20 protein-coding genes are annotated in these 22120 nt (G+C 41.8%); 11 read left to right on the top strand and 9 right to left on the bottom strand.

Features of this window, described 5'->3' with window-relative positions; genetic code table 11:
* The first annotated feature begins 171 nt into the window (after positions 1-171).
* The 5 genes from ACR5KR_RS03345 (at position 172) to ACR5KR_RS03325 (ending at position 5511) form a co-directional block, all read left to right on the top strand.
* On the top strand, positions 172-1221 hold the full coding sequence (locus tag ACR5KR_RS03345; protein ID WP_445627780.1) for an aldo/keto reductase: 1050 nt from the start codon (positions 172-174) through the stop codon (positions 1219-1221).
* Between the two features lie 116 nt (positions 1222-1337).
* Complete coding sequence (gene dps, locus ACR5KR_RS03340) at positions 1338-1910, top strand: DNA starvation/stationary phase protection protein Dps (protein WP_445627781.1); 573 nt, start codon at positions 1338-1340, stop codon at positions 1908-1910.
* A 633-nt stretch (positions 1911-2543) separates the two neighbouring features.
* Positions 2544-3260, top strand: coding sequence for a pirin family protein (locus tag ACR5KR_RS03335; protein ID WP_445627782.1), 717 nt, complete (start codon positions 2544-2546; stop codon positions 3258-3260).
* A 396-nt stretch (positions 3261-3656) separates the two neighbouring features.
* Positions 3657-4361, top strand: a complete 705-nt coding sequence (locus ACR5KR_RS03330) for a mobilization protein (protein ID WP_322698681.1) — start codon at positions 3657-3659, stop codon at positions 4359-4361.
* A 427-nt stretch (positions 4362-4788) separates the two neighbouring features.
* Entirely contained in the window at positions 4789-5511 is a 723-nt protein-coding gene (locus ACR5KR_RS03325) for a class I SAM-dependent methyltransferase (protein ID WP_445627784.1), read from the top strand.
* Between the two features lie 20 nt (positions 5512-5531).
* Here ACR5KR_RS03325 and ACR5KR_RS03320 read toward each other — a convergent pair whose 3' ends face one another.
* The 3 genes from ACR5KR_RS03320 to ACR5KR_RS03310 all read right to left on the bottom strand — a co-directional run bounded on the left by ACR5KR_RS03320 (position 5532) and on the right by ACR5KR_RS03310 (position 7734).
* The gene (locus ACR5KR_RS03320) at positions 5532-5960 is read right to left on the bottom strand and encodes a YidH family protein (RefSeq protein ID WP_445627785.1); all 429 of its coding nucleotides are present in this window, start codon (positions 5958-5960) and stop codon (positions 5532-5534) included.
* Positions 5961-6280: 320 nt separating this feature from the next.
* The gene (locus tag ACR5KR_RS03315) at positions 6281-6943 is read right to left on the bottom strand and encodes a hypothetical protein (protein ID WP_445627786.1); all 663 of its coding nucleotides are present in this window, start codon (positions 6941-6943) and stop codon (positions 6281-6283) included.
* 80 nt (positions 6944-7023) lie between these two features.
* The gene (locus ACR5KR_RS03310) at positions 7024-7734 is read right to left on the bottom strand and encodes a cadmium resistance transporter (RefSeq protein WP_448265427.1); all 711 of its coding nucleotides are present in this window, start codon (positions 7732-7734) and stop codon (positions 7024-7026) included.
* Positions 7735-8068: 334 nt separating this feature from the next.
* Here ACR5KR_RS03310 and ACR5KR_RS03305 point away from each other — a divergent pair, with 334 nt between their 5' ends.
* Entirely contained in the window at positions 8069-9055 is a 987-nt protein-coding gene (locus tag ACR5KR_RS03305) for a LysR substrate-binding domain-containing protein (protein WP_448265426.1), read from the top strand.
* Positions 9056-9255: 200 nt separating this feature from the next.
* On the opposite strand, the gene ACR5KR_RS03300 is transcribed toward ACR5KR_RS03305, so the two are convergent.
* The 3 genes from ACR5KR_RS03300 to ACR5KR_RS03290 form a co-directional block, all read right to left on the bottom strand.
* Positions 9256-9624, bottom strand: coding sequence for a pentapeptide repeat-containing protein (locus ACR5KR_RS03300; protein WP_322714827.1), 369 nt, complete (start codon positions 9622-9624; stop codon positions 9256-9258).
* Entirely contained in the window at positions 9614-9928 is a 315-nt protein-coding gene (locus ACR5KR_RS03295; protein WP_448265425.1) for a hypothetical protein, read from the bottom strand. The genes ACR5KR_RS03300 and ACR5KR_RS03295 overlap by 11 nt, the downstream gene beginning before the upstream one ends.
* A gap of 213 nt (positions 9929-10141) precedes the next feature.
* The gene (locus ACR5KR_RS03290) at positions 10142-10672 is read right to left on the bottom strand and encodes a hypothetical protein (protein WP_334935277.1); all 531 of its coding nucleotides are present in this window, start codon (positions 10670-10672) and stop codon (positions 10142-10144) included.
* 425 nt (positions 10673-11097) lie between these two features.
* Here ACR5KR_RS03290 and ACR5KR_RS03285 point away from each other — a divergent pair, with 425 nt between their 5' ends.
* The 4 genes from ACR5KR_RS03285 (at position 11098) to ACR5KR_RS03270 (ending at position 19929) form a co-directional block, all read left to right on the top strand.
* Positions 11098-14721, top strand: coding sequence for a WD40 domain-containing protein (locus ACR5KR_RS03285; protein WP_448265423.1), 3624 nt, complete (start codon positions 11098-11100; stop codon positions 14719-14721).
* Positions 14722-14921: 200 nt separating this feature from the next.
* Entirely contained in the window at positions 14922-15899 is a 978-nt protein-coding gene (locus ACR5KR_RS03280) for an ABC transporter substrate-binding protein (protein WP_448265422.1), read from the top strand.
* Positions 15900-15908: 9 nt separating this feature from the next.
* Positions 15909-18572: an ATP-binding protein gene (locus tag ACR5KR_RS03275; protein WP_448265421.1), complete on the top strand. Its 2664-nt coding sequence runs from the start codon at positions 15909-15911 to the stop codon at positions 18570-18572.
* On the top strand, positions 18562-19929 hold the full coding sequence (locus ACR5KR_RS03270) for a diguanylate cyclase domain-containing protein (RefSeq protein ID WP_445627793.1): 1368 nt from the start codon (positions 18562-18564) through the stop codon (positions 19927-19929). Before ACR5KR_RS03275 ends, ACR5KR_RS03270 begins: the two co-directional genes overlap by 11 nt.
* Before the next feature lie 70 nt (positions 19930-19999).
* Here ACR5KR_RS03270 and ACR5KR_RS03265 read toward each other — a convergent pair whose 3' ends face one another.
* A complete protein-coding gene (locus ACR5KR_RS03265) occupies positions 20000-20620 on the bottom strand; it encodes a hypothetical protein (protein ID WP_445627794.1) in 621 nt (206 codons plus the stop codon).
* A gap of 41 nt (positions 20621-20661) precedes the next feature.
* The gene (gene aat / locus ACR5KR_RS03260) at positions 20662-21237 is read right to left on the bottom strand and encodes a leucyl/phenylalanyl-tRNA--protein transferase (RefSeq protein ID WP_448265420.1); all 576 of its coding nucleotides are present in this window, start codon (positions 21235-21237) and stop codon (positions 20662-20664) included.
* 104 nt (positions 21238-21341) lie between these two features.
* On the opposite strand from aat, the gene ACR5KR_RS03255 reads away from it, so the two are divergent.
* Complete coding sequence (locus tag ACR5KR_RS03255; protein WP_012410384.1) at positions 21342-21671, top strand: hypothetical protein; 330 nt, start codon at positions 21342-21344, stop codon at positions 21669-21671.
* 99 nt (positions 21672-21770) lie between these two features.
* On the opposite strand, the gene rpsN is transcribed toward ACR5KR_RS03255, so the two are convergent.
* Positions 21771-22073 carry a 30S ribosomal protein S14 gene (rpsN, locus tag ACR5KR_RS03250; RefSeq protein WP_335037693.1) on the bottom strand — a complete coding sequence of 101 codons (303 nt, stop codon included), beginning with the start codon at positions 22071-22073 and terminating at the stop codon, positions 21771-21773.
* Positions 22074-22120 lie beyond the last annotated feature (47 nt).

Raw genomic sequence — 22120 nt, 5'->3', positions numbered from 1 at the left:
CATTTTTCTTGTTTAGCCTTGATCGAGTAGTATTGCAAAGCGATCGCCGCATTTAAATAGCACGACAATATAAATACTAAAAGGCTTGTCCTCAAACATCGCCCCCGATTTCCAGTTATCATGCCTTTGGAATGGTATTTGCTTAGTTTTTTCATTAATGAGAAAATATTCATGAGATACAAACTCTTAGGCAAAAGCGGGTTAAGAGTCTCTGAACTCTCCTTGGGAACCATGACCTTTGGTGAAGATTGGGGTTGGGGTGCATCTGTTGACGAAAGTCGGAAAATCTTTGATAGCTATGCAGAAGCAGGCGGAAATTTCATTGACACCGCCAACGGTTACACCGATGGTAGCAGTGAAAAAATTGTTGGCGAGTTGATTGCTAAAGAACGCGAACGCTTTGTAGTTGCGACAAAATATTCCTTTCCCTTGCGGATGAATGATAAAAAGGGCGACCCTAACGCCAGTGGAAACCATCGCAAGAATTTAATTCAGTCTTTAGAAGGTAGTCTCAAACGCCTGAATACCGATTACATTGATTTATTCTGGTTGCACGCTTGGGATTTCACAACACCGATTGAAGAAGTCTTGCGATCGCTTGATGATGTAGTCCGTCAAGGTAAAGTACTTTACATCGGCATTTCTGACACACCCGCTTGGATCGTTTCCCAAGCAAATACCATAGCCCATTATCAAGGATGGACGCAGTTTGTCGCCCTGCAAATTGAGTATAGTTTAATTCAGCGAACACCAGAACGGGACTTGATTCCGATGGCTAAAGCCTTCGATTTAGCAGTAACACCGTGGTCGCCCTTGGGTGGTGGTGTGTTGACAGGGAAGTATAATCGGTCTCCTCAAGGAGGCGCTGAACAAGGGCGACTCGAAACTTTGGGCGGAGGGATTTCTGAAAAAAATTTAGCGATCGCTGAAGTTGTTAGTCAAGTTGCAGCAGAAATTGGTCATACACCTTCACAAGTAGCATTAGCTTGGTTACGCGCTCAAAGTGGTGTGATTATTCCGATCGTTGGCGCACGTAAGTTAACGCAATTTCAAGATAACTTAGCTTCAATAGAAGTCACACTTTCGCCAGAACATCTGCAACGGTTAGATGAAGTGAGTCAAATTGAAGTGGGTTTTCCCCATGACTTTTTGCAGAATGACGTAATTCGCGATCGCCTTTTCGGTGGTACATTCAATACCATAGAAAACCATCGTATTTAACTAATAGTCATAAACAGTAACATATTCAGGCATTAATTCAATCTATCGTCAGAGAGTTTCGCCAAGCCTTGCAATTCTGTAAAGTTGGATTTAAAAGGCATTAACAACGTAGAATTATGAGCGACAACAGCATTACATCACGTTTGTACCCCACCCGTATTGACATTCCCGCTGAAGCGCGAGTGCAAATTGTGGTACTTCTCAACCAAAGCTTGGCAGCTACTTCGGATCTAAAAACCCAAGCAAAGCAAGCACATTGGAATGTAAAAGGAACTGACTTCTATCAGCTACACTTATTATTTGATGAAATTGCAGGGGAATTAGAAGAGTTCATCGATTTGATCGCTGAACGCGTCACAGCTTTAGGTGGCTATGCTTTTGGAACAGTCCGCGCCGCAGCTAGTAATTCCATCTTGCCAGAATACCCCTTAGATATTTTGGATGGCAAAGACCATGTGACAGCCTTAGCAGATCGCTTTGCATCTTATGCTAAACACCTGCGGGATGCGATCGATAAAACTGATGAATTGGGCGATCTCGATACCGCTGACCTTTACACCGAAATTTCTCGCACCATTGACAAACGACTCTGGTTCTTAGAAGCTCATCTGCAAGTAGCAGAAATTAAAGCAGAGAATGGCACAGCGGGTACTACTAAAACTCAAAAGATCCCTGCTACTGTCAAATAAGCACTTTTGAGAGACACTTGATTTACTAATAGGGTGCATTAGACTAAAGTTTAATGCACCTTATTGGTGTAACACAGCTAAAAAGTTGCTGCAATAAATTTAGTCTTGATACGCTACTAGTACGCAAGGCAGAATTAAAAATTAATACAGTATTAGGGTTTCGTTGATTTGGAATCGTTGGTTTATTTCCGCCCTGTTGTACTAGCAGATAATCTTGTTGTGCAAAACTTGAAAATGCAGTAATTTAGCAAAAAAAATTGTAGGTTGGGTTGAGGAACGAAACCCAACACTCCGATCAATGTTGGGTTTCGCGTTGCTCAACCCAACCTACATTTAATGCTACTAGTAACTTTTTAGAAAAGTAGTCTTTATTAAATCTAATAGTATCTTTTTGGTAAGTACGTCACTTTTAAGTGCGTACTTTTCATTTATATGTATATACTTTACTATTGAAATAGTTCAAAACCAGGTGACAAAATTCACAAATATCTTCGACAAGTAATACATCAAGATTAATGCTTCAACTTGAAGAAGTTATTAGGTTACTGAAAATTTATCCTAATTCCATTCCTAACTCTTGTACAGACGCGATGAATCGCGTCTCTAAATACTCATTAAGAACGAGGTAAATATATGTCTCAAAATACAATTACCCACTTAATTCACGATCGCAATTCCCGTGGTCACGCCAAAATGGGCTGGCTCGATAGTTATCACACATTTTCCTTCGGTAGTTTTTACGATCCCAACCGCATGGGATTTCGCTCTCTGCGGGTAATTAACGACGATCGCATCGCCCCTGGTGCTGGATTCCCTACCCACAGCCATCGTGACATGGAAATCCTCACTTATGTCTTAGAAGGTGCTGTAGAGCATAAAGACAGCTTGGGTACTGGCTCGGTAATTCGCCCTGGTGATGCCCAAATTATGAGTGCTGGTACTGGAATCAGCCACAGTGAATTTAATCCTTCACCAACTGAACCATTACACCTGCTACAAATCTGGATTCTTCCCGATCGAGAAGGAATAACGCCAAGATACGAACAAAAAGCTTTTCCTCTCGAAGAAAAGCGCGGTAAACTCCGCTTAATTGCCTCTAAAGATGGGCGCGATGGTGCTGTGACAATTCACCAAGATGTTGAGTTATATACATCTGTTTTAGAGTCAGGTGATGTTGTTAATTATCAAGTCAAACCCGGTCGTTATGCCTGGTTACAAATAGCGCGAGGCATAGTCAACTTAAATGGTGAAGAACTCAGAGCCGGTGATGGTGTACAAATCAACGGCGAAGAACAGCTAGAAATTAGTACCAACATCGGCGGCGAAATCTTGCTTTTCGATTTAGGCTAATATTGCAGCTAAAAGGGCGCTTAGAAACCGCGTCTAAACAAACAAAACTTGCCTTTGCAGGTTAGAACAAGGGGCTTAAGCCCCTTGTTTTGTTTTAGTCTGCGCAGACGGACTTCTCCTGTGTAAAATGAGACTGTTGGAATCTATCCAAATCACGGTTATACTTTCTCATAAAACCACCAAATACTTGGGGGCAATGCAATACTGGTCGGGTTTTGGATTTTAAACTGGAATTTGGTTTTGGGAAAAGGTTAAAGGGGAAAGGTTAAAGGTTTTTTCTTTCCCCTTTCCCATTCCCTTTTTCCCGTTAACTGACAAGTTTGGGGGGCAATGGCCAAAAAATTCTTAGTTTGGGAAAGATGTATCAGACTTTAATAACTATTAGAGGTGGCTGTAATGCCGACGATTCATTTTGTGGATGGTGAAAAAGGCGGGGTAGGAAAGTCTCTCTTTGCCAGAACAATGATTCAGTATTGTTTGGATAAGAGAATCCCATTTGTACCAGTGGAGACAGATAGATCGAATCCAGATGTCGCAGGGGTATATAAGGAAATATGTAAATATGCTGTGTTTAGTGAGAATGAACGACAGGCAAATAAGGCAGATAGAATATTTGAGTGGGCGATAGAGAAGCCAGTAATTGTTAATTTAGCCGCACAATCGCATAGAGCAGTACAAGGGTGGATTGAATCTAATCAATTACTTGAACTAGGAAGTTCCCAAGGAGTTCTCTTTTGCAAATGGTTTGTATCGACAGGAGGATATGACAGCATCAACCTGTTTGCTCAGTCAGTGAATACTTACGGTGAGAAAATCCCTCATATTCTGGTGAGGAATTTAGGGCTGTGTGATGATTGGGAGCATCTAGAGTCAGACTCCAACTATCAGAACCTAGTAAATAAATATCAGATAAAAGTTATAGATTTTCCGAAGTTAGCATACAGAGAAAGAAACATAATTGACCAAAATCGCCTGACTTTTGCAGAGGCTAGAGAATATAAAGAATTTGGGATAATTGGGAAACAGAGAATAGTGAATTTTCTGAAGCTTGCTTATGGTGCTTTTGAAAAAGTAGGTATCTGGTATGAAAAAGTTGAATAGTAGTCATTAGTCATTGGTCATTGGTCATTGGTCATTTGTCATTAGACTTCTTGGCATTTGTCGGGAAAAGGGGAAGGTGGGGCCCCCTCTGGGGATAAGGGGAGGGCTTTCAAGGGCAGGCTTTTAGGCTTTCGATAAATAGTTGAGAATGTTCTCAATTATTGAACGTAGTTTTAAGTTCTCAGACAATGGTTTTGGTTTTAAAATCCCAAAAATTTGTCTAATCAAAAAAACCTGCCCCAGAAAGAAGGGGAGGGTGGGGTCCCAAGAAGGGGATAAGGGACAGGGGGAAGGGGAAAAAGTTCTGTATTGTCCCCTTCCCCTTTAACCTTTACCCTTTTCCCCAAGAGTGCAAAAAGCACTTTTACAAGAGGCGATCGCTTGGCGAATTTGACTACAATTCTAAGAAAGAGTCGCAAAAACCTAAATGTCTAAAAAGTCCGATTCTCAGTTTAAAAATCTCTTTAGTTCACCCAAATCAACCAACTGGGACGAAAGATTAGCCCAAATAGCCTATCGTTTTAACCGAGAATATCAACGTGAAACCTTTGAACTCCCAGCAGAAGTACAAGCAATGCCGATATTTAGCGAGTGGATTGCTGGAAGTTTCTCAGGAAGAATTGCTTCCCCTTTTTGGGAAATTGCTAAACCTCAAAAAAATCAACACTGTATAGATATTGGCTGTGGGATCAGCTTTTTAATCTATCCTTGGCGGGATTGGCAAGCGTTTTTTCATGGGCAAGAAATCAGTAATGTGGCCCGCGATACCCTGAATTCTCGCGGGCCACAGTTGAATTCTAAACTGTTCAAAGGGGTTGAGTTGGGAGCAGCTCATCAGTTAAACTATCCATCAGAGCAATTTGATTTAGCGATCGCCACCGGATTTAGCTGCTATTTTCCCCTCGAATATTGGGATGCTGTACTAGCAGAAGTGAAGCGGGTGTTAAAACCAGGGGGACATTTTGTATTTGACGTTCTCAATCCAGAACAGCCTCTAGCAGAAGATTGGGCAGTTCTGGAAACCTATTTAGGGGCTGAGGTATTTTTAGAGCCTTTGGCTAAGTGGGAAAAAATGATTAAGACCGCCGGTGCTAAAGTCGTAACGCATAAATCAGGAGAATTATTCGAGTTGTATAAGATACGATTTTAAAATATTATTACTCAGGATTATTACTCAGGGATAAGTGGACTCATGGGATCTAAAGAGGTTGTAAAAACAAAATAGATTACCCCAGCGCCGAGAATCATCACAGCAAGACTGAACAGCAGCACCCAGCGGTCTGTCGGTTCGTAAGTATCTTCTTCGATATCACGACGGACTGCAAAATAGTGTCCTGTTGAAAGCCATACCGTGATTAAACCCACCAGCGAGAAGACTAAACCTAACTTCCAGCCATTGCCAGGACGGGGTACTAAAGGTACATGGAAGGCACGCAAACGCACGATGACAACACCAAAACCTAAAAGAGCGATTCCTGTCCGCATCCAAGCGAGGTAGGTACGCTCATTTGCCAAGTGATCTCGGATTCTAGACGGATTCAGTCGTCCTGGCTTTTTTTTATCTTTTTCTTCTTCTGTAGGTTTCAATTTTAACTGCATCAATAATACCCTTATCCCCAAAGCGGCTCTTATCAAAAAAATGCGAAGGTAGTAGGAAATCTCTTTCCAGATGACTTGCAACCAACACAATAGTTGCGCTACTGAAATATGCTTGTTGTGATTGTACATTTTTCCCAAAATTTATTTTAATGCAGATATAGAAATAAAACAAGCCTAAAATTGAGGATAGATAAATTCAAAAAAAAGAGCCAAGATCAAAGAGATGTTTCACCAGTGTTTGTCCTGTTCTTCTCTGATTTTGGCTGTTACCCTATTTAAATTCAGAACAATCATTCAAAAATAAACTATGCAGTTCTATTTCAAGACTGTTTGCTAGGCGCATTAGGAACTCGTGTATTTATGAGATCCTGCGATATATCTGGGATAAACCAGTTAGCCTCTTTGCTGTTAACAACTTTTACAGTCGGGACATTCAATTCAATCGCAGCAGTAGCTGGATTCCTTTTAATTACCAACTGAGTTCCATCAAGGATCTTCAGAGCCGCGGCTCCTGTCAATTCTTCACCTTGCCCATTAGGACTAGAAGTGAAATTTGCTACCTGGACATCATTCGGTAGATAGATGCCATCACAATCCCAGTTATTTTTAGTGGACTGACCATCAGCTAGAAAATATAGACCATTCTCGTATACGGCATCGTCATCTTCTTCTTCATTTGGTCTTTTACCGTATACCGCTATGGTATTACCTGTTTGGTTGTTGCATTGACCCCAATTAATTCCCGTCTCTAAAGCATACTTTTGCAGTGTTAATTCCTCGGTTCTTTTTTGAATTTCTTCTGGTGTCAGACCTTCAACTTGAGTTTGGGCATCTTTTGTTTGCGAGAGTTGCTTAAGAGCTTTAGTGACTTCGATGTAATCGGGGTTTTTGCTAAATTTTGGTCTATCAGCAAAAGAAGGTTGAGCAAAGGCTAGATTAGCGACAATCATTAAGACAATTAGCAGAGATTTCCAAATTTTCATGTTTTGATTCCTGTTGATGGGTAAGATATTTACCAGTTTAGAATTCATTTTGCTCAGAAAATTGATGATGCACCTCTTGATTAGACACTTAATTTTTCTTGTTCTTCACTCGACGATTGAGTATTGAAACCTAAAATCAATGAGAATATATAACTAGAAACTACAGATAAAAGAGTCCAGGTAACATTTTCTGTGACAATAAACACGCCCAAACCAATCAAGATACAAGGTACAAAAGTATTGCCATTTTCAGTTAAAAAGTTAGCGATCGCAGGCAAATAAGTTAACTTGTAAGCGGTATAACACCATACACCCACTAGGGTAAAGAATACACTTAGAATCACCAGCAGACTATCTAATTCTGAGTTGGCAAACAAGGGCACATAGACGCTGATATTATCACTGCCATTAGCAAAGGCGATCGCAGCTACATTGCAAGTTTGTGGAGAAATAAAACTCCTAACTATAGAGGGAGAAGACGGCTCGGTTTCTTCTTCAGCTTCCTCTGGTGAATCCTCTTCGCGTTTTAGTAAACTGCTCACACCAATGATTATGGGCATAAAACCAAGTAGTTTAATCCAGTCCTGCGGTATGATTAGTCCACCCAAGAAACCGGGAAGACTAGCAACGATCAATGCTGCAAAACCGAGATACTGACCAGCAAGGATGTGACGACTGCGAAACGTTTTACTGATTTGTGAAAAAAACAACGTCAGAATGACAATATCATCAATGTTGGTGGCAGTGAATGCAGTAATCCCTGTGGTAATTGCAGTTACTAAATCGTTCATTTGTGGAAGTCCTTATGTTCATGCTTGGGCATGGGGCATGGGGCGTTAAGAGTTCTGTTAGCGGAAGCAGGGCGTTGAGCCAGTGCTGAGTTAGGAGTAGAGACGCGATTAATCGCGTCTGTACAAGAGTTGGGAGTTAAAAGTTTTGTTTACCCCTTGTCCCCCTTGTCCCCCTTGTCCCCTTGTCCCCCTCTCTACTTGGCCGTTTGATTCCGTGCCGAAGCTTTGATTTATACTTTAGTCAAACTAACCGATAGAATCAAATGCTTTTATTTGTCAAAATGATAAATGAAAGTGATTAAATTTTTGACACCAAGTCTTAGGGATACGACCAATGGCAGGAATGACGCTTGAGCAGCTAAAAATATTTCTGGCTGTGGCGCAGAACTTACACTTCACTCGCGCAGCAGAGGAGCTTTATATTACACAACCTGCTGTCAGTGCAGCGATCCACAACTTAGAGCAAGAATACGGAGTGAAACTATTCCATCGGATTGGTCGCCATATCGAAATTGCTGAAGCGGGTAAATTACTGCAAGTGGAAGCGCAGAAAATTCTCGATCAAGTTTCCTTGACAGAAAGGGGGTTGCGAGAATTGAACAATCTGCAAAGAGGTGAATTGAAATTAGGGTCGAGTCTGACCATTGGTAACTACTGGCTACCAAGTAAGATTAGTGAGTTTAAAAGCCAATATCCTGGTATCCAGATTGACTGTACCCTTGCCAATGCAGAAACGATTTGTGTCGGTACAGCAATGGGACAGTTTGATTTAGGTTTGGTGGAAGGTGACGTGAAGCCAGCGCTTCAGAATACTCTAGAGTACGAAATAGTGGGAAGCGATCGCTTACAAATTGTAGTCGGTCAAAAACACCCTTGGTTTGAGTGGGGAGAAATTGATTTAAGCCAATTAACTCAAACTCCTTGGGTAATGCGGGTGCCAGAATCTGGTACACAACAAAGGTTTGAAGAAGCGTTGCAAAATTGGGGGATCAACCTCAGCGAACTGAATGTAATTTTAGTGTTCACCAGTGGTGAGATGGCAAAAGCCGCAATTGAAAATGGCGTAGGCGCAACTGGAATTTCTGAACTGATGGTAAAAAAAGAAATCCAGCTAGGAACTCTGCGGGCAATTCGAGTTATTGATAATAGAGAAGGCAACAGTGCGATGACTACGGCAGACTACGCCTACGCAGAAATAGTTCGACCTTTTTTCAAAATCAAGCATCGTCAGCGTTTTCAAACTGCTCTTTCCAAAGTCTTTGAACAAATGTTGATATCGTCTATGTTGGATAATTCACATCAACATGTATCAGTTATTTAAAGAAGATTGGGCATTGGGCATTGGGCATTGGGCATTGGGCATGGAGAAGAGACAAGGTAGACAAGGAAGAGGGGGGAGACTGGGGAGAGACTTGTTCAATAATTTCCCCTTGTCCCCCTTGTCTCCCTTGTCTCCTTGTCTCCCCTGCTCCCCTGCTCCCCTGCTCCCCTACTCCCCTGCCCCTCTGCCCCCAATCCCCTTCACACCTTCCGCATATTTCTACTGATAGGGTCAAAACCTCTAGAAAACCGCGTACTTTCATCATAGTAAGCGCCAGTCAGATTAGCTCCATACAACTTGGCATAGTTGAGTTTTGCTCCTCGAAGATTTGCTTCATTCAGATTGGCACCGCTCAAATTAGCTCTGGTCAAATTCGCTTTGGCTAAATTAGTTCTACTCAAATCTGCTCCCCAGAGTTTAGCTTTAGCTAAGTTAGCTCCACTCAAGTCAGATCCCCATAAATTAATTCCTGGCAAATCGGCTCCAATCAGCTTATCCCGACTCAAGTTAACGGCTGGAAAATATCTTTCTCCTGCGGCAAAACGCCTTTTTAATTCTTCAGCATTCATGCGTAGCGTTCACCTTCTTTAGCAATACAGAAGTTATTTGTTCCCATTCCTGGCTTAGTTCTCCTGAAAATACTGGTTGACCACTGCGTTGATACCAGAAATGGGCATTGTTCAAATCGCCTTCTTTGCGATGCAGGTAAGCATGAACCCAGGCACTGTCAGCATCGCTGGCATCTGTAACTATTTCATGAGCTTTGTTCCAATCACCTTTGTTGTCATACCACATTGCTTGCAGCCCTTTTGATAGTGTCTGAGGACATAGGCGTTGCTTTTCGATCAATCGCAGAAATTCCTCTGTATTCACGATCGCCACCTAACAAAAATCAAACTTCTATCTCTAAGATACTCCTCAGCTTAAGGCTAAGGGGCAGAGGGGCAGGGGAGCAGGGGAGTAGGGGAGACAAGGAGACAAGGGAGACAAGGGGGACAAGGGGAAATTATTGAACAAGTCTCTCCCAAGTCTCCCCCCTCTTCCTTGTCTACCTTGTCTCTTCTCCATGCCCAATGCCCTTCACATCTACTTAACTGGAATAACTTCAAACTGAAAAGTACCGATCAAACGGTTATCAATATAGACTTCTATTCTATGCTTACCAACTGGATCGCCAGGGGCGATTGTCCAAAAATTCTCAATTACACCTTCGGGAGCCGACTGTGTGCGTCGTGTTACAGATGTCTTGCCGTCTGCTGATATTGAGAAATCTTCGCCATTATCTGTACCCCAAGTTTCTGGAGGTTTTGGTAAATACAAGACTTCACGCCATTTCACTTCACCTTGGTAGTTTTTGAGTTTAATCCGCCATCCGTAGGTGTTTCCTTCCTGAAGTGGCACTCTTGTTGTCTGGAAAATGGTAACGTTTCCTTTGGAGTCAACTCTCTTCAGACCAAACTCGGTGTTACTGACAGTAATCTGTTTTGCATTCGTTGGCGCCGGAGATGATATGGCATTTTCTACCAAAACAGAAGTAGCGTTGATTGGCTTAGAACCGATGACCCCAGATATTAGCCAAAAAGCAGCTAGCACAGCAGTAGTAGTCCAAATTCTCATTAGTATGGTTTTCCTATCAGACTTTTGGTACTTATTCAAGTAATCTGCCATGTTTTCCGGGTCGAGGTTAGCGATGGTTAGACAAAGACGAAATTGCTTTCAGAAATTTGGCATACCCATTCCTCACCGTCTTACTCTACAAGACACTTCACGAACGGGATAGTGTGGCATGGATATAGTATTCTAAATCCTGAATTCTGAATTTTGACTCCTTCTTTAACGTGAGTTCGACGAGTGCTATTTTGACCTCTCCCCCAGCCCCTCTCCTACCAGGAGAGGGGAGCAAAAACCCTCCTTACTCGTTACTCCTCCCTCTCCCAAGGGGAGACGCAACGCGTTCGCCTTTTAGGAGAGGGAGGCCGGGAGGGAAAGGTCTGTCGAACTCACGTTTCTTTATTTCCTCCTTTTCTAATCACACTTTGCACATGAGATACCAAGTTGGCGGTAGCCTCCACAGTGACGATCCCACTTATGTTGTGCGTCAAGCAGACGAAAAACTTTATACCAGTTTAAAAGGTGGCGATTTTTGCTACGTCTTCAACTCTCGCCAAATGGGTAAATCATCCCTACTACAGCGAATAAGTCGTCGTCTCAAGTCAGAAGGCTATAAATGTGTTTACTTAGACGTGACGCAATTGGGTAGCGAGGATACCACATCAGCACAATGGTATAAAGGAATCATTGTCAGCATATTCTACGGGTTAAATCTGGCAGAATACGTCAACTTTAAGCAATGGTGGAATATGCAAACAGGTCTTTCTCCTGTACAAAAACTACACCAGTTTGTTGAGGAAGTATTGTTGCCAAATGTCAAGAGCGATTCTGAAGGAGGCGGCGAAGCTAAAGGCATTTTCATTTTAATTGATGAAATTGATAGTTTGCTGAGTTTGAATTTTCCGGTCAATGACTTTTTTGCCTGGATTCGTCATTGCTACAATCAGCAGGCACACGATCCGAGGTTTCAACGCCTGGGATTTGCATTGTTTGGAGTCGCCAGTCCATCTGATTTAATTGCAGACAAACGTCGGACACCTTTTAACATTGGGACAGCTATTGAGTTATACGGCTTTCGATTGCATGAAGCTAGCCCATTGCTAAATGGGTTAAAAGGAGCAATTGAGCGACCAGAAGTTGTGCTGCAAGAGGTGATCTATTGGACAGGTGGACAACCGTTTCTCACTCAAAAACTCTGTCAATTAATTCTTCAAACTGCCTTAAAGACATCAGAGCGGAAAATTTTCCTACCCCCAAAAACTGAGGCCTATTGGGTAGAAGAATTGGTGCGATCGCAGATTATCCAACACTGGGAATCACAAGATGAACCCGAACACCTGCGCACGATTCGCGATCGCTTGCTTTTCAACCAACAACAAACTGGACGGTTGCTGAGTCTTTATCAGCAGGTATTGCAAGCCGAGGAAATAGAGGACGAGGGAAAATGGGGATGGGAGGACGCAAATAATGAAGACACTAGCGACTCTTGGCGTTCCCAGTCTTTGCGTCCTCTTTTATCTCCCGTGGCTGCTGATGATAGCCGAGAACAGACGGAGCTTTTACTATCAGGATTGGTCGAGAAGTACAACGGCTATCTCAGAATTAAAAATCCCATCTACCGGAATATTTTCAATACTGAATGGGTGTTAAAGCAGTTAGACAATCTGCGCCCTTATTCACAGCCATTCAATGCTTGGGTAGCATCGAGCTTTCAAGATGAGTCACGCCTGCTGCGGGGTAATGCTTTACAAGAGGTTTTGGACTGGACTCAGCGTAAAAGTCTTAGCGATTTGGACTATCGATTTTTAGCAGCTAGCCAAGAATTGGAACGTCGGGAAGTCCAGCAAAAAATGGAAGTAGAACGGCTCAAAGAAATTGAAGCGCGATTGGCGAGCGAACAAAAGAGCGCTCGGCTTCAGCGACGACTCCTATTAGGGGTAAGTTTGGCCCTACTAGCAGTTATTGTCTTGGGGTTCACAACACTCTACGCCGATCGCCAAGCATCACTGAGTGAGGTACGGGCGATCGCAGCTGCTTCTAATGGTAGTTTTAATTCCAATCAACGCTTAGATGCACTGGTACAAGCAATCCGAGCCAGACAGGAATTTCAACGGCTCGATCTGCAAAATTTGGTAGATGCCAATGCTCTGGATCTCCAAACCCGCAAAGTATTAGAACAAGCTGTCTACGGTGCTGATGAATTCAATCACTTGTCGGGGCATCAAGGGATTGTCTTGGGCGTTGATTTTAGCTCTGATGGTCAGTGGATTGTCTCATCTAGCATCGATCGCACAGTCAAGCTATGGAAGCGGGATGGAACACTGGTGAGAACGCTACCACATACTGCAACCATACAAAGCGTCCGCTTTAGCCCGGATAGCCGGCGGATAGTCGCTGCCGGCATTGATGGCACTATCCGTCTTTGGACGATCGATGGTAAATTGTCAACCATTTTCAAAGGGCATACATCTGCGGTGTGGCGAGTTGCCTTTAGCCCAGATGGACAAACGATCGCTTCTGCCAGTGGCGATTTTAGCGTCAAGCTTTGGCAACTAGATGGCACTTTAATCAGAACTCTTAAACATCAGCGTGGTGTGTGGGGAATTGCCTTCAGCCCCGATGGTCAAACCTTGGCTTCTTCTATGGTAGGCGGCAAGAATCAGCTTTGGCGATTGGATGGAACGCTACTCAAAACATTCACAGCTGGAAGCGCAACTATTTGGAGTGTTGCTTTTAGCCCTGATGGACAAACTTTAGTATCTGGCGGTGCAGATAAGATAGTGCGACTGTGGAATCGAGAAGGCACTCTGCTGAGAAGTTTTAAAGGGCATACTGCTGAAATATTTGGTGTAGCCTTTAGCCCTGATGGGCAGACTATTGCTTCCGGCGGTTCTGATAAAACCGTTAAACTCTGGCGAATAGATGGTACTTTATTAAGAACTTTGCAGGGGCATACCTCAAATATTCAAACCATCGCCTTCAGTCCTGATGGAGAAACTCTCGCCTCTGCCAGTCACGACAACACCATCAAACTCTGGAGAGTCAACTCACCCTTAATAAAGTTACTCAATGGCCATCAAGAAATGGTCTGGCGGGTGGCATTTAGCCCTGATGGGCAACGGCTAGCTTCTGTTGCTGGCAAAGAAGTCAAACTCTGGAGACGCGATGGTTCTCTCGCCAAAACTATTGTTGAAGAAGATTCTCGAATGCTTAGTCTCGACTTTAGCCCCGATGGTCGAACTTTAGCGATCGTTGGTTCTAAAGGTGTTGTGAGACTGTGGCAACTAGACAGCAATCAGCGAACCATTCTGGAAGGGCCAGGTATCGGTCTTTTGGGTGTTAGCTACAATCCTGATGGCAATCGATTAGTGACTGTGGGTTTTGATTACAAGCTGAGACTCTGGCAACGCGGCTCCAATGGAGAGTTTCAACTCCAACAAATTATTCAGGCGCATACAGGGCGAATTTGGGACATTGTTTATAGTCCAGATGGGCAGTTTATCGCCTCTGCTAGTGCTGATGGCACTATCAAACTGTGGACTTCAGAAAATAGCGAACGCCTGTTAGAGAAACCCGATCGCACCTTAGAAGGGCATAAGAGTGAAGTTTTTGGGGTTGCCATTAGCCCGAATAGTCAATTGATTGCCTCTACAGGTGGGGATGGTAGTCTGCGACTTTGGAAACGTGATGGCACTCTGGTGAGGAGCTTTGATGGTAAAAGTATTGGCTTAACGAGGGTAGCATTCAGTCCAGACGGTCAAATGCTAGCAGCCGCAGGTTTTGACAATACGATCAAAGTCTGGAAAATTGATGGTACTTTACTCGTCACCCTGAATGGACATACTTCTAATGTCGGCAGTGTTGCCTTTAGCCCCGATGGCAAAACCCTTGCCTCTGGCGGAGATGACCAACTTGTGATTCTGTGGGATTTAGAACAAATTCTCCATCTCAACCTACTGAAATACAGTTGTGATTGGGTACGGGATTATTTAAAGACTAATATAACAGTGGAAAAGAGCGATCGCTCTCTTTGCAATTACAGCCTTTTTCATTGATTTGAACCATAATACCTTGTTGGGGCGGCTGCAAAACAATATCTGTGAATCAAATTATCGCGCCGCTTTGAAGCAATTCCAACAACCAAAACTCCTTTAATACAATCACCGACTAAATTTACACGGCAATTTAAATTTGAACAATTAGTTTGTTTAGCGGAATCTTTGATTAACAATAATTAAAAAACATCAAAAATTCTATGCTTAAACTACTCAGATCCATTAGCATTTTCCTCGTTACCGCCTGTTTACTACTTGCTTGTAATACTTCCGCACCAACTGAAGTCAAACGTCCGCCATTGAAAGTGGTCTTTGCATCTTTTGTTGGAGAGCTTCCAGGCATCATTGCTCAAGAAAAAGGATTCTTCAAAGACCAAGGGGTAGATGTGGAACTAATTCATAAACAATATACCCAATTGGAACAAGCAAACTTCAATGCGGGTAAGTATGATGGGATTACATCGTCTTTGGGAAATTTTATCATCTGGAGTGGCATAAATCCAGATATACAAGGCGCGATCGTGATAGATGAATCAATAGGAGCAGATGTGGTAGTTGCCAAATCAAAAATAAAAACTGTAGCTGACTTGAAAGGTAAAAAGCTGGGTGCAAATCTAGGCGGTTTTAGCGAAGTTTTCGTGACTGAAATGTTGAAAACTGCCAATTTAACCAGTGATGATGTGAGCTTAGTTCAATTAGAGGCTTCAGAAATTCCTCAACGCCTGAAAAATAATACGATTCAAGCCGGACACACTTGGCAACCTTATCTCTCTGAAGCGATGAAATTAGGGGGAAATATTCTATTTACTAGCAAGCAAACCCCTGGCTTGATTTTAGATTTGATTATCTTTCGCGGTGAGACAATCCGCGATCGCCCCGAAGATATTAGTGCATTTGTGCGCGGATGGCTGCAAGCCTCGACCTACTGGAAAGCAAATGTTGAAGAAGGAAAAGCTATCGTCAGCAAAGCATTAAAAATTCCGCTCGATACTCTCTCTCTAGAGGGAATAAATCTAACTGATTTAGGTGAAAATCAAAAATATTTTCAATCTAGCAACCCTAAATCCATTTATCAAACTGCCAAGATATATGCAGACTTTTTTATTCGCTCTGGAAACCTGACGCGTATTCCTGAACTAAAAAGTTTGTTTAATTCTTCCTTCTTGAATCCTCCCTAGTTTGAAGCTATGCAGCACTCTTTTTTGGGCGGCATCCGTACAAAGTTAATCGCCTCGTTTCTCGTTGTTGCTTTGATTCCGTTGCTGTTATTGGCATTTGTCAACAAACAGACAACTGAAAAAGCACTAACTGACAACGCCCGACAGGCCCTATCTGCGGCGGCTAACGAAACCGCTAACAGAATAGATGCCTTTATTGATGGAAATCTCAATGCCGTGCGCACAGAGGCGATTTTACCAGGTTTGGCACGCTACCTCAGCCTAACTCCAAAACAGCGAGACGACAGCCCCGAAATGCAATTGGCGACAGAAACATTAATCCGTCTCAGTCGCAAAGATATGCTCAATATTCTCTCTTATGCTTTGCTCGACTTAAACGGGAAAAATGTATTAGATACACGTACACTAAATATTGGCAAAGATGAATCAGTTCAAGATTATTTTAAAACACCGCTAAAAACTGGTTTCTCCTTTGTTTCTAGCATGAAGCGATCGCCAACAATTCCCGATCTGATTACCCTCTTTTTTAGCAGTCCGGTTCGCAATGCCAAGGGAGATATATTGGGTATATTGCGTGTTTCGTATAATGCGACTGTTGTTCAGCAGTTAGTAACTCGACAAACTGAACGAGCTGGGGAAAAATCTTTTGCGATTCTTTTAGATGACAATAATATTTATCTGGCACATAGTACTGCACCAGAACTACTTTTTAAATCAATTGTGCCTCTACCTGATGATGTTGTAACTAAACTGCAACAGGAAGGTCGTTTGCCTAATTCTTCTGTCAAAGAATTGGCAACTAATGAGTCCGAACTTAAACAAGCATTGGATAATAAACAGTCGTATTTAATTGCATCTTTGTCAGCAACAGGCGATCGGGTTAATCTAATTGCGATCGCTCGTTTGCAATATAAACCTTGGTCTGTGTTGTTTGCCCGACCCCTTGCCGTTGCCCTAGCACCTGTAGAAAAGCAAATTCGTGACGCAATTTTTCTATTTGCATTTATTGCTGGAATCGTGACAATCATTGCTTTTGTCATCGGACAACTGCTAACAAAGCCAATAATTTCTCTTACCAATATAGTTTCCCAGTTTACCGCAGGTAACTTAGATATTCGTGCCAAAAATAAATCAAAAGACGAAATAGGTCAACTGGCAAAATCGTTTAATAATATGGCACTTCAATTACAAACATCTTTGGAAACCTTGGAACAACGGGTACAGGAGAGAACAGCAGAGTTAGCGATTGCTAAAGAAAAAGCTGAAGTCGCAAATCAAGCTAAAAGTTTATTTATTGCGAATATGAGTCACGAATTGCGATCGCCCCTCAATGCTATTCTAGGTTTTTCTCAGTTAATGTTACGCGCTAAAAACTTGCCTGCCGAGCATTATGAGAATGCTGGGATCATTTATCACAGTGGTGATTATTTACTCACACTTATTAATAATATTCTCGATTTATCAAAAATAGAAGCGGGTCAAACTACTCTTAACCCTAGAGACTTTGACCTGTATCGCTTGCTAGATGATTTAGAAGATATGCTACATTTACAGGCAAGTAATCAAGGCTTAAATTTAATATTTCAACGTAGTGATAATGTCCCATGTTACATTTGCACAGATGAGTTAAAACTCCGGCAAGTATTAATTAATTTGATTGGTAATGCCATTAAGTTTACTCAAAAAGGAACAGTTAGTTTAACAGTAAATAATAGTAGTGAAGAATTCACAGATATTTTAACTCTTGATTTTAAAGTCTGTGATACAGGAGTGGGGATTGCAGCCGCAGAATTACCCAAACTATTTAATGCTTTTGCTCAAGCACAAGCCGGAAAAGAATCCCAAGAAGGAACGGGTTTAGGTTTAGCAATTAGTCACAAGTTTATTCAGTTAATGGGAGGAGATATTTCTGTTGAAAGTAAATTGGGAGTTGGGACAACTTTTAAATTTTATATTCAAGCAAAGTTAGGTCAACCAACCAATAAAAATATTTTAGAAGTACATCCAAAAGTATTGGAACTTGTACCAGGACAACCTATATATAAACTATTAATAGTAGATGATAAACCGATTAATCGCAAATTATTAATTAAACTTTTACAACCGTTAGGGTTTGAGATGAAAGAAGCTAGTAATGGCAAAGAAGCGATCGCTATTTGGAATGAATGGGAACCCCACCTGATTTGGATGGATATGCGAATGCCTGTCATGGACGGTTACGAAGCTACAAAATATATTAAGTCCACTACAAAGGGGAATGCTACAGCTATAATTGCTCTAACGGCAAGTGTTTTAGAAGAAGAAAAAGCGATCGTCCTTTCAGCCGGATGTGATGACTTTCTCCGTAAACCTTTTGCAGAACATACAATTTTTGACACACTAGCCAAACATCTGGGTGTCAAATATATATTTGCTGAAAATAATTATTCAAATTTGGAATATACAGAAAAAAATCCTTTAACATCCAAAAATCTAATTTGTATGTCTCAAGAATGGATTAATCAATTCTATGAAGCTGCATTAGAAGCAAATACTAATCGTGTCATAGAATTAATTAGAGATGTTCCTAAAACAGAAACTTTTTTAATTCAATCTTTAACAAAACTTGCTCGTCAATTTGAATTTGAGGAATTAGTTGATTTAGCCGAACCCCTGAGAAGCAATGAATCTTAATTCTGATAAAGAAAATAAAGGTAATATTCTCCTAGTAGACGACAGTCCCAAAAATTTACATTTATTAAGTGATACTCTAGTCAAACTCGGCTACACTGTTCGTAGTGTCACAAGTGGAAGGATGGCACTGAAAACAGTAAAGGCAAAGCAACCAGACATCATTCTTTTAGATATTAAGATGCCAGAAATGGATGGCTATCAAGTGTGTAGAACTTTAAAAGCTGATGAAGTTTTACGCACCATTCCTGTTATTTTTATTAGTGCTTTAGATGATGTGTTCGATAAAGTGACAGCCTTTGAGTCAGGGGGCATAGACTACATCACTAAACCCTTTCAGATGGAAGAAGTTGTAGCGCGTCTAGAAAATCAGTTAACCATTCAACGCCAGCAACGGCTTCTAGAAAAAGAAAATATTAAGCGTAGGGAAACAGAAGAGATACTGTATCATTCCAGGGCAATGCTAGCCAGTATTTTGAATAGTTCGCTAGATGGTATTGCCGCTATGCAAGCTGTCCGCAACCCTGTAACAGGAGACATTGAAGATTTCCGTTGCTTAGTGATCAATCCTGTCATTGCTAGAGCCTTCGGAAGCAAATGTGAAGAGATGATTGGCAAATTAGTACTAAAAAAACTCTTAGCCTATCTAGAACCAGAACTCTTTAATCAATTCGTTAATCTTGTCGAAACGGGGGAAGCTTTAAAACGAGATTTTTACTATCCATTAGGCAATTCTTGCTGGTATCACTTTGTTGCAGTCAAACTAAATGATGGTTTTGCTATTACCATACGCGACATCACTGGACGTAAACAAATTGAATTAGCTCTTCAAGATGCAAATCAGAAACTAGAACAACTGGCAAATTTAGATAGCTTAACTCAAGTGGCTAACCGTCGTTGCTTTGATGCACGACTGAAAGCAGAATGGAAACGCCTTGCACGAGAACAACAACCCCTGTCACTGATTATGTTTGACGTTGATAAATTCAAACTTTACAACGATTACTATGGTCATCTTGCAGGCGATGATTGTTTAATGAGGATAGCGCAAACAGTGCAACAGACAATTCATCGTCCTGCTGATTTAGTGGCACGTTATGGTGGAGAAGAATTTTTGGTACTCTTGCCCAATACTGACTTAACGGGAGCGCTCAAAGTAGCACAAAGTATTCAGCAAGCAATTCATGCTCTGGCTATTCCCCATGTACAGTCTGATGTCAAAAATATTATCACCGTTAGTTTAGGAATTACCTCTCGCATACCTATTTGGAACATCAGGCCAGACACACTCATTGCTTCAGCAGATAAAGCACTGTACAATGCCAAACAAAATGGGCGCGATCGCTATTGTAATGATTAAAACGTTTTTTATAGCAATACCTTCATTTCCACCATTATTACATCAGTAACAATCACATCCGGCTTTTCTTTTAAAATAACACAGAGTCTATTATTTCAATGCTGAATCGATCGTGCTGAAATACCACATTATGCCATTCCTCGTCACCCATCTCGTTATAGTGTAGGTAGCCATCGCGGAATGCACAAACACTTTTAGATTCAAGAAGTAATAATTCCCAAAATGCCTTGGCAATACGTTTATAAATCTCAGTTGATGAACCATCTGGATTAAAACGCAGTCCAGCACGAAGGTTGTAATCTTCACAAATGAATGGGTATGCTATCCAGTCTCCATTTGACCCTAGCTCACAAGCCATGAACATTTGCTCTATGAGTGCATACTTGTAGTCTGGAATAGACAAGCTTATCAAAATATTAGAACCAAATATGGCTGGAATTCTAGCCCGTACCCACACTGCATTAACTGATTCTCCAAATAGATCCTGGCATCTCTGTAAAATACTCGGAGGTTGTCCCTCAATGTAGTCCGAAAGAGGAAACATTGGATCTTCTCCAACCCTCTGATATGAGATAATTTCTAGTTCGCTACCCAAGTCACCCAATAGCGCAATAAAAACAAACCCACCATGCTGGGCACATTTCCCAAGAATCTGATGAAACCATCCATGTTTGATAACAATGGAAACCATCAATCGAACTACTTGTTTAATATTAATGATGTTGTCATTATTTATACTAAATTACAAGCACATTGCAACGCTTGCTCAAGTAAAGATTGATATTCTTCATCTTCAACCCGGTAAGCGCCAAACCTCTTCAAATGGGGATTCATCATTTGGGCATCAAAAAACACAAATTTTCTCTGACGCAATCTTTCCACCAACTTAACCATCGCCACCTTTGAGCCTTCGGGAATGCGGTAAAACATCGACTCGCCAATAAAAGCCCCACCAATCACAATTCCTAAAATTCCCCCAGCTAATTCGTCACCTTGCCAAGTTTCAAAACTATAAGCATAACCACTCTGGTAAAGTAGCCAGTAAATCTTTTCCAGTTCTGGTGAAATCCAAGTTGTCTCTCTATTAGCACAGCCAGCCACCACAGCTTGGAAGTCCCGATTAATCGCCACAGTAAACCGTTCTTGATTCAGAACACGCTGTAAAGACTTGGGGTAACGAAACCTCTCATCCAAAGGAATAAAAGTTCGATCGCGACTTCCGTACCAACTCAGGCGATCGCGCTCATCAGCCATGAGAAAATAGCCTTGTGCATAACCCTCAACAATAGCCGCGATATCATATTCCATAAATAAATATAAAAAAAATACTCTTAGAAACGCAATTTGATGCTAAAAAATCAACCTCAGCGTTCCTCTGCGTTTCCCTTTGCGTCCCTCTGCGTTTAAAAAAAATGACTCAACCAATTCCACCCATCACCCTACCACCGCCCGAAAACCCCCTACTCGAAGGTGAATGGTTACGAGAACGCTTACAACGGTGGCTAGATACAGAATTTATCCCCGAAGCAGTAAACCAAAATATTGCCCAACGAGCCGCACAGATTTTTGTGCGTCAACGGATGGAAGGAGAAAATGACCTTGGTTCTCTGGTAATTGCCATTGTCACAGAGATGCAGTCCTATGATTTTTCCAATAGCTTCTATGGAGAGTTTGCGATCGCTAACGCCGTCAGCGATCTACTCTTAGAAAGTCTGGGAATTGATAAGTGTTGTGGTCAATAATATTTTGTCATTTGTCCTTTGTCATTAATCCTTTGTTATTTACCAATGACCATTGTACAGACGCGATTAATCGCGTCTCTACTGACTAATGACTCTTAACTACCAACTAGACTTAACAACTCCAGGTAAAAGGCCTTCATGCGCCCATTCTCGTAGTACGTTCCGAGACAACCCAAAATCGCGGTAAACTCCTCTAGAACGACCAGTCAACCAGCAACGGTTGCGGTGGCGGGTGGGCGCACTATTCCGGGGTAGCTGTTGAATCTTCCGGTGGATTTCTAGTTTATCCAAAGGAGATGCTGCACTTTTGAACTCTTCTAAGAGAGCTTCCCGCTTGTCAGCATACTTTTCGATCAACTTGGTGCGCTTTTTCTCGCGCTCAATCATGCTCTTTTTTGCCATATATTCTCTAACTTATTTGAAGACACCGTTTTCCATTCTACAGTCTC

Source organism: Nostoc sp. DSM 114159 (genome assembly GCF_053470285.1).
Note: the sequence above shows the minus strand (reverse complement) of the source record. Positions and strands in the feature narration are given on the sequence as shown.